This window comes from Pseudoalteromonas arctica (genome assembly GCF_012927645.1).
Classification (GTDB): Bacteria; Pseudomonadota; Gammaproteobacteria; order Enterobacterales; family Alteromonadaceae; genus Pseudoalteromonas; species Pseudoalteromonas arctica_A.
The window spans coordinates 36,787-49,837 of record NZ_JABBMT010000001.1 but is presented as its reverse complement, the minus strand read 5'-3'; the positions used below and the strand labels follow the sequence as shown (position 1 = coordinate 49,837).

The following is a 13,051-nucleotide window of genomic DNA, read 5'->3' as shown; positions in this document are numbered from 1 at the left end:
TTGCGCAAAATATCAGGACACGTTAAGCTGAGGCTAAATGACTATAAATTCAGCACTATCCCTTACATTTATTTAGAATACGTTGAGACCTCGCAGTGAAAACCGAAGCAATTCGCAATTTTTATATCAATGAAGAGCAGTCGGTCTATTTGCTTTCGCACCATGACGCCAAAAAGCACCGGCAATGGTTGAATATCTGTATTAAACAACTCACTAATTTAGGCTACAGCCAGGTTGAAATGATTGGCTCGGGTGCTTTTGGATTTGTATTTGCGGGGTTAGATGAGCGAAAACGTCCTTGGGTGTTTAAATTTTCACGTATCACCTTGGCGCAAAGTGTACGTGATCGACTTGAGGACGAAGCGTATATGCTCTCGCAAGTTGATAACCCATTAGTGCCTAAGTTTTATGCTTTTGAACGGATCAAAAAGCAGGGCATATTAATGATGGCCCGCGCTACTGGTGAAGATTTAGAAAAAGTATCACTGAAAAAAGGCCGTTTTAGCGCCGCAGCAATTACCCGTTTAGCTTTACAACTGCGTAATGTATTAATTGATCTGCGTAATCATAAAAATGGGATCAGTCCACAGCCAATGGTGCATGGCGATATCAAGCCTTCAAACCTAGTGTGGGATGAAACAACCCAAGGCCTGTCGCTGGTGGATTGGGGTAGCTCAGTGTATGCCCAAATAGACAGTAATGGTGAACCGATCTCAAGCAATTTTATGGATTTAATGTCTGGCGATTTAAGTACCACTAATGCGCGGATGGGGGATGTGTATTTTATTGGTGATGAGCAAATGTCAGGGGCTAAATCATCGCCGCGTTTTGATGAGCAAGGTGTGGCTTCCACCTTATACGCACTGGCTTCTGCACAGTCATGCCGATTTGGCGCGCAAGTGATCCCTGTCTGTTCATTAGGGCTCCCTATGGAGCTTGCAAAAGTGATTGACGGTATGCTCTCTAAAGATAAAGTGATTCGAGATGGAGCTGGAGATTACTTTATGCGTAATATGCCTGCTATGGCAAAAGCATATTTACCAGAGCTCAATTTAGCTGAACATGTGCGAGCCAATATTCCATTTTGGTTTGGTAACGATGAAGAACTTCCCGATACAGTGGTTTATAGCTCACGCAAACAATTTTTACGCCAAGCCGACCATAACCAACAACTGCTTGATGTAAATGACGCTCAATTGGACCGGTATTATAAAGAATTCCTGTTTGATACCGGTGATACTGAAAAAGCATTTTTAGCCTCAATTAGCCGGCTAGCAAAATACCCAGTCGTAGGGGGGTTAAGCTTTCATTGGAAAGAAGAATCACTGTTCGTTGAATCATCACTGATCATGCATGATGAAAGTTTAGGCCATGCTTTTTCCCAAGCGGTTAATAATACCGTGATGTTGGCACAAGGCATTCATCAAAAAGGCTTATTTAAGTGTTGTTTATTTGATGCTAGAAAGACCATTCAACTTGAACGCGATGGCACCGGCGCATTTAAGTTTGAACAATTACCTGAGCTTAATTATGAAGTGATGAATTTAAAAAGTGCAGAAGTCACCCGACCACATTCGTATTTTGAAGATGGTAAAGATCCGGACGAGCAACTACAGCTCCCAAAAAAGGTTATAAAATGTGTGTTTGAGTTAAATCAAATACACCATACTGGCTGCATTATTTTTGAAGCTTTACCTGATAGAATGAAAATACATCATTACTATCGTTTGTTAGATGGCACTAAAGAAGCTCAGTTTAAGCGTCTGCTTAATAAGATGATGCAATATGCGGTGAGTATTACTGATGTCGGTGTCGCTGGGTTTATGAAACTACCTTACAAAAACACCCGTGAGTTTGCCTTGTGTGATCGCCAGCCTGATTTTTTCTATCCTAAAGATCCTAAACGTTTTGGCGCTTAATTTTGCCGTATAAATACGTTAAACTAATGCATCAAAAAAAGGATAAATAATGGCAAAAACTAAGCCCGTGATCACTATGCAAAGCTTTGGTTTTATCATTAATATTAAAAAAGCCAAAGGCGAAAAGCTTCATTATTGTATATACCATCCTGATATACCGGATGCTGATGGTGAGGTAATGCCACCATTTGACGGCTTTGAATACGTTAAAGACAATGACTGGCACTTTTACCTAGGTGATACCTTATGGGAACCTATAAGCAATAAAATAGGTGACTGGCGTATGACCATAGAGCTAAACTGATTGCCGATAAAACATTTTCAGTGTTTGAACAAGAGTCAATGTCAGAAATCGAATTTTGGCAAAAGCGCGGGTATTGTATTTTCATAACAAGTTGTCGCATAGACATTAGTTAGAGTGTATTGATATCTAGTAAACTTATAATTTGCGTGCAAATAAAAATAACAAGTATTTTGTGGAGGCTCAGAGCTAATGGAATTAATCAAATATCTTAATGAACATTTCTATACCAAGCTGGAGCTGCTTGATATTGCAAAAACGAACGAACAAGCTCTACGAGAGTACCAAGAACATGGCTTAATGCCGCAATGCTCTTATAAACTAAACCTAGCGTTAAAAAGTGACTCATTTTTTGGTTCTTATGATAGTGAACAAGAAATAGAATATTATGCAAAAGGTTATGCTTCATGGTTAGGCATAATTCAATCACTCAATTCACGCGATGCTATTTATGCTGTTTTTGCTACTCGTTATAAAACCGCTCTCGCTAACCTTAATAAGCAAGGTCATTGTTCAAGTGACGCTAAAGTAAATTCAGAGCTTAACAATCACATTAAAGAAGAATGGGGGCATTTTTTAAAGGGCATATATGGCTTGTGTACTAAATCAGGCTTACCTGAGGACATTGCAGCTAAAGAGTTGTCGATTCTTGAAATTAATGATTTATTAGCGCTTACAGAATTAACTGATGAACAACTAACTAAACTTAGCTCTGCTGTTAACCTTTTAGATTCAGCTAGTTCATTATTTGCCCCACACGAAAGGCTGAAAAGTTCTCGCCATCGTTTAATAAATGAAGTTCGCCGAAAATATAAACTCTAACAAGATTTATTAAGATATTAAGTGTTTAATTAATAATAGTTTGAATTTTTAGAAACATGTATCCAATATGTTTTTGCTGAATATAATTCTGCATAGAATTATGGCTAATTATATGCAATCAAACATCCGTTCCGAAATGCTCTTACAAAGACTTGGCTTTGAAAAAGAGGGGATTGCTAAATCCTATTTGAAAATAGCGGGGACTTGGCAAGATCATGTTTTAACATCAAGAATAAATTGTAGCTAATTTACTAAACTATGTTTTAACAGCTTTGCGTTTTAGTTTTGATGTGAAGGAGATTAAGTTAAACGAGGCAGAAATCCTACCTCGCTTTATACACACGTTAGCCTGCAGCTAACTCTTTACGAACGATTTCTGCACCAGCGGTTAATGCATTAAGCTTACCTCTTGCAACTGCGCGAGGCAGGGGAGCCATACCACAGTTAGTACACGGGTAGAGTTTATCAGCATCGACAAACTGCAGTGCTTTACGTAGCGTATTTGCCACTTCCTCTGGTGTTTCTATGGTATTGGTGGCAACGTCAATGGCACCTACCATTACTTTTTTACCGCGAATAAGTTCAAGTAGTTCCATTGGTACATGAGAGTTGTGGCATTCTAATGAGATAATATCAATATTAGATTGCTGCAGTTTTGGAAATGCTTCTTCGTATTGTCGCCATTCTGAGCCTAAGGTTTTTTTCCAATCTGTGTTTGCCTTAATACCGTAACCATAACAAATATGTACGGCGGTTTCGCATTTAAGGCCTTCAATGGCTTTTTCTAAACACGCAATTCCCCAATCATTTACTTCATCAAAAAACACGTTAAATGCAGGCTCATCAAATTGAATGATATCAACCCCCGCAGCCTCCAGTTCTTTGGCTTCTTGATTAAGAATTTTGGCAAATTCCCAAGCGAGCTGTTCGCGGCTTTTATAATGGTCATCATAAAGTGTATCTATCATGGTCATAGGACCTGGTAGCGCCCATTTGATCGGTTGTTTGGTTTGGCTGCGTAAAAACTTAGCATCATCAACAAAAACCGATTTGATACGACTAACAGGACCTACCACAGTAGGTACACTGGCATCATAGCGGTCACGAATTCTTACCGTTTTACGGTTTTCAAAATCTACGCCATTAAGGTGCTCAATAAATGTGGTAACAAAGTGTTGGCGTGTTTGTTCGCCATCACTGACAATATCCACACCTGCGCGTTGTTGCTCTTGCAGAGAGATCCGTAACGCATCGTGTTTTCCGTCAATTAATTCATCACCTTGTAGTTTCCAAGGTGACCAAAGAGTCTCCGGCTCTGCAAGCCATGAAGGTTTAGGTAAGCTGCCTGCCGTTGAAGTCGGTAATATTGTTTTGCTAATAGATGTTTTCATAATAAATAATGCCATTTATTTGGGTTAACTTTTTAAGTTGCGATTGAATCTAACGATTGAACTCGCTATTACGCGTAATTAGCAGACCATTGCTCAAGCACTGTTTGATATGGCTTGATGAAGTGCTGCTCAGCAAATTTCCCCTGTTCATTGGCCAATTTACTGCGCTCTTCACGGTCATAAACAATTTGCGTGAGTGAATGATCTAGGTTCTTCAAATTTGGTTGATATGATTTACCTGCAGTCGCATTGGCATTATAGATCTCTGGTCGGTAGATTTTTTGAAATGTCTCCATAGTGCTAATAGTGCTAATAAGCTCAAGGTGAGTGTAATCATTTAGCAAATCACCAACAAAATAAAAGGCTAAGGGCGCTACACTATTTGGCGGCATAAAATAACGCACCTGCAAGCCCATTTTTTTGAAATATTGCTCAGTCAAAGACGGTTCATTTGGCTGATATTCAACACCTAACGCAGGGTGCTGATTTTCAGTGCGATGATAGGTCTTGTTATCCGAAACACTTAGGCATATTACTGGCGGCTTTTTAAAGTGCTTTTTGTAGCTGTCTGAATTAATAAAATATTTAAATAGTTTGCCATGCAGCTCGCCAAAGTTATCAGGAATACTAAATTTAGGCTGATCTTTATTATGTTCTTGCAGTAATACGCTAAAATCATAGTCGCGCACATAGGAGGAAAAATTATTTCCTACAATGCCTTCAATGCGTTTGTTAGTGTGATGGTCAACAATATGTGTTTTCAATATTTCAATCGATGGAAAGCTATTACCACTGCCAGCAATATCTATATCAACAGAAATGATTTCAAGCTCTACAGAATAACGATCCGCTTTTGGGTTATCCCATTGCGCCAAGGCATTAAAACGGTTATCGATCATTTTTAAGGCGTTGCGTAAGTTTGCTTGGCGATAACTACCTCTGGCCAAGTTGGCAAAATTGGTAGTGATACGTGTATTAACTGCTGGATGATAATTTTCATCGAGACAAATACTCTTAATAGTAAATGTGAAATCTTTAGTCATGGTGATCTGTATCCAATTATTTGATTTAAAACCTGCGTTTGTGCTGTGCTCTTGAGCGAATTTACGTTATTGATATCTCAGTCAGTAATGTTCACAGCTTTTGTGTCTGATGATTAATTAAAACCGCTGTAAAACTGTGTAGCATCTAAGAGTTGAGTTATTTATACGTGGATCGGTACATGAATAAAAACGGTTTAATTTCACCTAAAACATGAGTTGTCTTCATCAGCTAAAAATAGTACTTACCATATAGCTAAAAATTACTCGTAGCGGAGCGTAAAAAATAGCATAGCTAAGTTAGGGTTCTATACATTTAGACTTCTAGATGGGTTTATTGTATTTATTTCATCTAAAACATGAGGATTATTCAGGGCTTAATTTAGCCAAATATATCAATGGGCATCAGTTATATTGATATACTCGCGGCCAATGTGGTGAGTGATAGCTGCTCTGTTGGAAATAGAACCGCATTCATCTGGCATGAGTGCCCCAAAATTATAATAAGAGATAAACGCAATGAGTGAATTGATAATGTTGATTTTATACTGCGCCTTACTTGGCAGCGGCGTAGGTTTTTTAGCAGGGCTACTAGGTATTGGGGGCGGGCTGGTTATTGTTCCTGTGTTGAGTATTATTTTACTGCATTTTGAAATTCTACCAGCTGAGCAAGTCGTTATTGCCGCAATTGCAACGTCATTAGCATCAATATTATTCACCTCAACGTCTTCCGCAATTGCCCACCATAAAAACGGTAATGTACCTTGGGAGTTAGCGCCGTGGGTAATGACGGGCGTTGCACTCGGAGCGCTTATCAGTGGTTTTTTAGCTGCACTACTGCCTGAAAACATAGTGCGTATTGTGTTTGCCGTTACTGTGGTGGTGATTGCCATTAAAATGTTTTTCAGTAGTAAAAGTACACCCTATGAACGTGGTATGCCAAATAAAGGCCTATTAACTATCCTAACTACGATCACCGGTGGTATATCGGCGATGATAGGAATAGGCGGCGGGGCGTTATTAGTGCCTTTATTAACATTTTTCTCGGTAAATATGAAAAAAGCCATAGGGTGTGCATCCGCATGCGGCATTGTTATCGCATTATTTGGTTCAATTGGTTACATCAGCTCAGGTAGCGGTCATTTTTCACTAGAAGATGGATTTGCTGGATTTGTGTACTTACCAGCGTTATTCGGTATTATTTGCACATCATGGTTTACCGCACCATTAGGCGCCAAAGGCACTCATTACTTACCGGTTTCTTTGATCAAAAAAATCTTCGCCGCATTGTTGTTAGCAACCGCAGTAAAAATGATTATGTATTGATGGCAAGGGTGCTGCAGCTAGCACCTAGTTTCCCCAAGGATTACTGGCATTTGAACGTTGCTTACGGGTTCGTGCACGATCTTTGGCTTCTTTTTTCGCTTGAATACGTTTTGCGTCGCTAAAACTTAACTCACATGGTTCACCCGGTTTATGATCTTCAGGGATAACACGATCACGTGGCGGAAGTTGATACTGTACGTCATCTGGTTTTGGTAGGTTTTTTAAACGGTACAAGTAAAAGTTTTCAACTTTATCTTGTGCCCATTGAGTTTTTCGTAAAAATTTAACCGCAGATTTAATATCAGGATTATTTTTAAAACAGTTAAGCAGTAGATAAGCATGTAAAAGCTCCCACCCATATTGATCAACTAATTCTGATACAACTTGCTCAAGTTTTACACCTTGCAGTGGGTTATTGCCAAATAAATCTTCATTACTCATGTTTACACTCTTTTTCTAAACGCTAATGGCATAATTATAATTTTTATCACGATAATTTGATACAAGAATATAGAGTCAGTTTGCTTATGTAATTTACATTTGTTTAGTTTATCGGTAATATTAGCGTACTTTAATAAGTATCGGCATGACGCCACAACATTAGATGATAGATTTAAGGAATAATACACATGGGTCTTTTTAATAAAATTAAAACACAAGCGACAACAATTGGTTCAAACATCAGCGATCCGTTCGGAAATCACCTCAATCGAAGGGCAGTTGAATATTGGCTACCAAGATATTGGTAAGAAGTACGTAGAAAACTTACTTGAAAACCAAGGCCAAAATGTCGAAACAGTTTTGCAAGAAGCGTTAAATCGTGTTGAACCGTTACTTGAGAAAAAAATTGAGCTTGAAGATGAAGCAATTGAAATTGAGAAAAAGCTCAAAGATCAAATCATCATTCAAGAGAAAGCTATTTTCCAAAAAGAATATGATCAAGAAAAAGAGAAGCTTGAAAAAGCGGTGAAACTTGATGTAATTTCAGAGCAAGAAAAAGAACAAAAACTAGCTAAAGCACGATTAAAGCTTGATAATTTTGACACTATCCGCAAAGTTAAAAAGCAACATGAAATGGGTTTGATTTCAAAAGAGGAATTAAAAGAGAAACTTGCTACTTTAGGCGCTTAGTTAGTTAATAGTTAAAGCTTCTTCTATCGCCAGACATAAGAAGCTTTAACAACTGTATTTTACAGCTGACAGTTAACCACCACACGGCCGCGAATATTGCCGGCCATCAGCTCATCAGCCGTATTAATAACCTGCTCTAAATTAATTTCAGTTGATATTTTATCTAAGTAGCTCTGCTCAACAAGCTCACCTAAACGTTGCCATGCTTGGATGCGGTCGGCCTTTGGGCGCATTACACTGTCTATGCCGATCAATGTAATACCACGCAAAATAAACGGCGCAACGGATGCAGGAAGATCCATGCCTTGTGCTAAACCGCAGGCAGTAACTACACCACCATATTTTAAAGAAGCACAAATATTAGCAAGGGTATGACTGCCAACCGAATCAATGGCTGCAGCAAAACGCTCTTTTGCTAATGGCTTACCTGGCTTTGATAGCTCATTTCGGTCGATCACTTCAGAGGCACCAAGTTGTTTTAAATGTTCACTTTGATCGACACGACCTGTTGCTGCAACTACGCTATAACCTAGTAGATTAAGTAAATACACGGCAAAACTACCCACACCACCGTTTGCACCCGTTACTAGAATATCACCAGAGTCGGGAGTGATGCCTTGCTTTTCAAGCGCAATAATACTGAGCATCGCGGTGTAACCGGCAGTACCAATTTGCATGGCTTGTTTAGGGGTTAACGACGTTGGGAGTGGGATCAACCAATCGCCATTAAGAGCGGCTTGTTGAGCCAGACCCCCCCAGTATTTTTCGCCAACACCAAAGCCATTTAATAATACCAACTGATCAATAGCGAGCTCGCTAGAATCACTGGCTGTTACTTTACCCACTAAATCAATACCCGGCACCATAGGAAATGAGCGCACCACGGGGCCTTTTCCTGTAATAGCTAAACCATCTTTATAATTTAGGGTGCTGTAAAGCACATCTAGTTTGACGGGGAGATTGGGTAATTCGCTATTGTTTAGTGTTTGTACTGATGCGGTATACCTATCGTCAGTATTATTTATAACAATAGCTTTAAATTGATTGTTCATCTGGACTCCATTTAGACCGATCGTCTTTTAATTGTTATGCAAAAAGAGCAATTACTTAAGCCGTTACCTAAGCAATGCACGTAAAAACATTTCAGTATATAAAATAAGTGGCTGAGTATTTTTAGTTAGCTTGGCACGCATTACTGCACCTTCCCAGCCAATCCAAAAAAATTCACTCATTTGTGTGGTATTCACGTTGGCTGCAATAACACGCTCCTGCTGAGCTTGTGCCAGGCAAGCTTGCACATGTTGTTGCCAAATCTCGTAGCTGTTTAATAGTTTATTTTTAAAGTCATCGCTGAGGTGGTTTAGTTCCTGATTTAAATTACCGACTAAACAACCGCGACTAAAATCGTACTTTTGCATACCCCGTGCTGCACTTTGGGTGAAATTGATCAGTCGCTCTAAAGGAGGGGTATCGCTTGGTCCTAGATAGCGAATGAGTTTAGCAACAAAGTAATCGTTGTAAGCATCTATAACAGCTAAGCCGTAGGCATCTTTATTATTAAAGTAGTGGTAAAAAGATCCTTTTGGAACACCTATTTTTTTTAAAATGGTATCAAGTCCTGTGGCACTGAAGCCAAACTCGCTAAGTGTTTCTACCCCCGTAGCAATAAGTAACGCTTTGGTATCGGCATTACTGCGGGCAACTTTTGGTGGGCGACCACGTCGTGGTGGATTTTGACTATTTTTTAGCATAAACACATATTAGACCGATCGTATTAATATACCCACACCACCTCAAGATGCGAGTTTCAGTTGGAATTAAAAGCGATTTAGGCAAGGCATTGATTGCAAGTAATAGTGGTTCTATTGTTAAAATCAATAACGCAGTATAAATCGCTTTTAAACCAACCCGTTGGGCGTTTCACAGGCACTTACTCTCAGCGTTGTTACTTCTTAAAAGGGACTGCCATTGTTGCAAAGTAACGCCTTGATACTAAGCCCCTGTGAAACGCTGAATTCTGTATCTTGAGGTGGTTTGGGTATAGTTGCAAGGATTAATTATTAAACAATTTAAAAAAGTGTATGTGAAATGTGGGCTAATTAAGTGCGAGTAAGCCGCAATAAACGGCCTGAATAAGTTCAAAAATTAAACTTCTTTACTATTAATGGGTTGAAATAAATTTGTCATAATTATATTTTTTATAGGAACTTCACCTATAAACCGCAGTCACAATTAGAGCAGGAAACTGCGTGTTAGTGATTAGATAGTCGTAATTTTTTGTACATATATGGGTCGCACAGAAGGTTGTACGACCACTTTACTTTTTTATATGTTAATTCATTTTTGCATCAGCAGCTTAGTTAAAGTCAATTTATTTAATTGCTTTTGTGATTTGAATTTAACAGTTTTATTAACTATTCATTAAATGTAGATGTCACGAACACTACAAATATATAAATATAAAAGGTGAGGATTTACCTATGAAGAGACAGAAAAGAGATCGGTTAGAAAGAGCTCATTCTCAAGGCTTTAAAGCTGGCCTCGCGGGCCGTTCAAAAGATCTATGCCCTTATCAACAAGTAGACCCAAAATCAGAGTGGTTAGGCGGTTGGCGCGAAGCGATAGAAAATCGCAATATGTATAAAACCTAATTTTTTTAGTATTGAATTAAAGCAAAAACGCCGCTGTTTCATAAACAGCGGCGTTTTTGTAGCAGGGCGCTTTAATAACAAAATTAAAACGCGCTAGTATCTTGGAATAAACCAACTTTTAAATCTTTTGCTTCGTAGATCACGCGGCCATCTACTTCAACAGTACCATCAGCCATACCCATGAATAATTTACGTTTAATAACGCGCTTCATGGTTAAACGGTAGGTCACTTTTTTTGCTGTTGGTAAAATTTGCCCTGTAAATTTAACTTCACCTACACCTAGCGCACGGCCAAGACCAGGGCCACCAGACCAACCAAGGAAAAAGCCAACCAGTTGCCACATTGCATCTAAACCAAGACAACCGGGCATGACTGGATCACCTTTAAAGTGACAAGCAAAAAACCAAAGATCAGGGTTAATATCAAGCTCAGCAACGATTTCACCTTTACCATGCTCACCACCGTCATCAGTGATTGAGATGATGCGATCCATCATTAACATGTTGTCACTGGGTAGACGACAATTGCCTTCACCAAACATTTCACCTTTACCACAAAGGATCAAATCTTCTTTTGTATAGCTATTTTTAGGTTCCATAACACTTTTTCGTCGCTTAGAAATTGCAGAGTACTTTAGCGTACACTTGTACGCTAAACAACTCTGAGCAGTTAAAAAATTAATATATTTGCATGAAATACCACCGCTTAGGTGAAGAACATGCTAATTATGCGATTAGATCGCGCAATCAAGAGCAAAAATCATTATAATTAAACTGACTTTTAATCAGTATAAAGGAAGTTTATGATCCTTTTTGTTAACGCACTTACAGTAATTGATTTTTCTTACTTGTGTAATAAACGAGGCGCGGTTGGCGAGAGCTGGATTGTTGATTTAACTTTGCATGGCAAGTTAAATGAAGAGTCTATGGTGCTTGATTTTGGCTTAGTTAAAAAGCAAATCAAAGGCATTATTGACCAATGTATTGATCACAAGTTAGCAATAGGCAACCAAATTAACGGCCACGTTGAAAACCATGGTGACTACACCACACTTGATTGTACTTTTGGTGATGATCACCACTTAGCAATGAGTGCGCCAAACCAAGCGTTTTGTTTAATTGATGCTGATGTTGTTAATGAGCAGTCAGTTATGGAATTTTTAATTGCTACAATCATGCCGCAGTTACCAAGCAATATCGATAAAATCGAAATTGAGTTAAAACCAGAACCTAGTAAGAGCTTTTATTATCACTATAGTCATGGCCTTAAAAAGCACGACGGTAATTGCCAGCGTATTATTCATGGTCACCGTTCGCAAATTGGTATTGCTCTTGATGGTATGGCAATGCCACGGTTACAAAAGCAATGGGCTGATAAATGGCAAGATATTTATTTAGCGACAGCAGAAGATCAAATTCAAGCGCCGCAGCTACAGTACATCAGCGGCAAAGAAAATGACCACTGTTTTGCCTATACCGCCGCACAAGGCTATTTTGAAATGGCAATAAGTAAAGAACGGTGTGATATTTTACCCATTGATACTACGGTTGAATGTATTGCAGGTTACCTTGCTGAGCAAGTTAAAGCGCAGCATCCTGATAATGACGTAAAAGTCACTGCATATGAAGGTGTGGGCAAAGGGTCCATTTGTTATGCGTAAATTATTAGCTGTTTCGATATTTGCTACCGTGAGCTTTTTTGCTGATGCCGTGGAGTTAAAAGGTCACTTAACCCAAGGCGGATTAGTGACTGGTCAAATTGATGGGGTTAAGTCAGTTACCTTTAATGGTCAAGCATTAAAAACCACCGCACAAGGCGAGTTTGTATTTGGCTTTGGCCGTGATGCTGAGTTAACCCATCAATTAGTTTGGGTCGACGCAGACGGTGTAAAACATCAGCAAGCTATTGAGATCACTAAACGTGATTATAAAATCGATAAGATTACTGGCGTGGCAAGTAAATATGTGTCACCGCCAAAATCGGTAAGTGAACGTATTAGCCGCGAAGCTGTGGCGGTAAGAAATGCCCGAAAAGTTGACTCTGAACTTAGGTATTTTTTAGATCCAGTTTACAAACCTGCAAAAGGGCGTATTTCGGGTGTGTATGGTAGCCAACGCTATTTTAATGGTGAGCCACGTCGGCCACATTTTGGTTTAGATATAGCCAACAAAACAGGCAGCCCTGTTTATGCGCCTGTCAGTGGTACGGTTGTTTTTGCAAATAACGACCTTTATTACTCTGGCGGAACTTTAATTTTAGATCATGGTCACAGTGTCACGTCGACCTATATACACTTAAGTAAGCTTGATGTAAAAGTAGGGGATACCATTAAGCGCGGTGATAAAATAGCTGAAATAGGTGCGACTGGCCGTGTAACTGGCCCTCATTTAGATTGGCGTTTTAATTGGAAAGGCGAACGCCTTGATCCTGCACTTATGATGTTAGATAAATTAGCAAACCAAAAGTAGA

General features: G+C 39.1%; 14 protein-coding genes and 1 pseudogene. 9 read left to right on the top strand and 6 right to left on the bottom strand.

Going from position 1 to position 13,051, the window contains the following annotated elements; genetic code table 11:
- The first annotated feature begins 95 nt into the window (after positions 1-95).
- The 4 genes and pseudogenes from HHO47_RS00270 (at position 96) to HHO47_RS00255 (ending at position 3,289) form a co-directional block, all read left to right on the top strand.
- Positions 96-1,919 (top strand): protein kinase domain-containing protein, encoded by a 1,824-nt coding sequence (locus HHO47_RS00270; protein WP_169017772.1) that lies wholly within the window; start codon positions 96-98, stop codon positions 1,917-1,919.
- Between the two features lie 49 nt (positions 1,920-1,968).
- A pseudogene (locus tag HHO47_RS00265) lies at positions 1,969-2,336 on the top strand (DUF3859 domain-containing protein).
- Between the two features lie 76 nt (positions 2,337-2,412).
- On the top strand, positions 2,413-3,042 hold the full coding sequence (locus tag HHO47_RS00260) for a DUF6058 family natural product biosynthesis protein (protein ID WP_169017770.1): 630 nt from the start codon (positions 2,413-2,415) through the stop codon (positions 3,040-3,042).
- Positions 3,043-3,109: 67 nt separating this feature from the next.
- Complete coding sequence (locus HHO47_RS00255) at positions 3,110-3,289, top strand: GNAT family N-acetyltransferase (RefSeq protein ID WP_169017769.1); 180 nt, start codon at positions 3,110-3,112, stop codon at positions 3,287-3,289.
- A gap of 97 nt (positions 3,290-3,386) precedes the next feature.
- On the opposite strand, the gene HHO47_RS00250 is transcribed toward HHO47_RS00255, so the two are convergent.
- Positions 3,387-4,433: a methionine synthase gene (locus HHO47_RS00250; RefSeq protein ID WP_169017767.1), complete on the bottom strand. Its 1,047-nt coding sequence runs from the start codon at positions 4,431-4,433 to the stop codon at positions 3,387-3,389.
- Between the two features lie 68 nt (positions 4,434-4,501).
- Positions 4,502-5,476, bottom strand: coding sequence for a DUF1852 domain-containing protein (locus HHO47_RS00245; RefSeq protein WP_169017765.1), 975 nt, complete (start codon positions 5,474-5,476; stop codon positions 4,502-4,504).
- 516 nt (positions 5,477-5,992) lie between these two features.
- Between HHO47_RS00245 and HHO47_RS00240 the strand changes: the two genes are divergently transcribed.
- Complete coding sequence (locus HHO47_RS00240) at positions 5,993-6,799, top strand: sulfite exporter TauE/SafE family protein (RefSeq protein WP_169017763.1); 807 nt, start codon at positions 5,993-5,995, stop codon at positions 6,797-6,799.
- Positions 6,800-6,823: 24 nt separating this feature from the next.
- On the opposite strand, the gene HHO47_RS00235 is transcribed toward HHO47_RS00240, so the two are convergent.
- Positions 6,824-7,240 (bottom strand): VF530 family DNA-binding protein, encoded by a 417-nt coding sequence (locus HHO47_RS00235; RefSeq protein WP_169017761.1) that lies wholly within the window; start codon positions 7,238-7,240, stop codon positions 6,824-6,826.
- Between the two features lie 228 nt (positions 7,241-7,468).
- Between HHO47_RS00235 and HHO47_RS00230 the strand changes: the two genes are divergently transcribed.
- Positions 7,469-7,930: a hypothetical protein gene (locus HHO47_RS00230; protein WP_248290890.1), complete on the top strand. Its 462-nt coding sequence runs from the start codon at positions 7,469-7,471 to the stop codon at positions 7,928-7,930.
- A gap of 59 nt (positions 7,931-7,989) precedes the next feature.
- Here HHO47_RS00230 and HHO47_RS00225 read toward each other — a convergent pair whose 3' ends face one another.
- Entirely contained in the window at positions 7,990-8,982 is a 993-nt protein-coding gene (locus tag HHO47_RS00225; protein ID WP_169017759.1) for an MDR family oxidoreductase, read from the bottom strand.
- Positions 8,983-9,045: 63 nt separating this feature from the next.
- A complete protein-coding gene (locus tag HHO47_RS00220) occupies positions 9,046-9,681 on the bottom strand; it encodes a TetR/AcrR family transcriptional regulator (protein ID WP_169017757.1) in 636 nt (211 codons plus the stop codon).
- 729 nt (positions 9,682-10,410) lie between these two features.
- On the opposite strand from HHO47_RS00220, the gene rmf reads away from it, so the two are divergent.
- On the top strand, positions 10,411-10,581 hold the full coding sequence (gene rmf / locus HHO47_RS00215) for a ribosome modulation factor (protein ID WP_016707188.1): 171 nt from the start codon (positions 10,411-10,413) through the stop codon (positions 10,579-10,581).
- 83 nt (positions 10,582-10,664) lie between these two features.
- Here the strand turns inward: rmf and fabA are convergent, their stop codons facing one another.
- Positions 10,665-11,180, bottom strand: coding sequence for a bifunctional 3-hydroxydecanoyl-ACP dehydratase/trans-2-decenoyl-ACP isomerase (gene fabA / locus HHO47_RS00210; RefSeq protein WP_169017755.1), 516 nt, complete (start codon positions 11,178-11,180; stop codon positions 10,665-10,667).
- A gap of 204 nt (positions 11,181-11,384) precedes the next feature.
- On the opposite strand from fabA, the gene HHO47_RS00205 reads away from it, so the two are divergent.
- Positions 11,385-12,242, top strand: coding sequence for a 6-carboxytetrahydropterin synthase (locus HHO47_RS00205; RefSeq protein ID WP_169017753.1), 858 nt, complete (start codon positions 11,385-11,387; stop codon positions 12,240-12,242).
- On the top strand, positions 12,235-13,050 hold the full coding sequence (locus HHO47_RS00200) for a M23 family metallopeptidase (protein ID WP_169017752.1): 816 nt from the start codon (positions 12,235-12,237) through the stop codon (positions 13,048-13,050). The genes HHO47_RS00205 and HHO47_RS00200 overlap by 8 nt, the downstream gene beginning before the upstream one ends.
- Position 13,051: the final 1 nt, after the last annotated feature.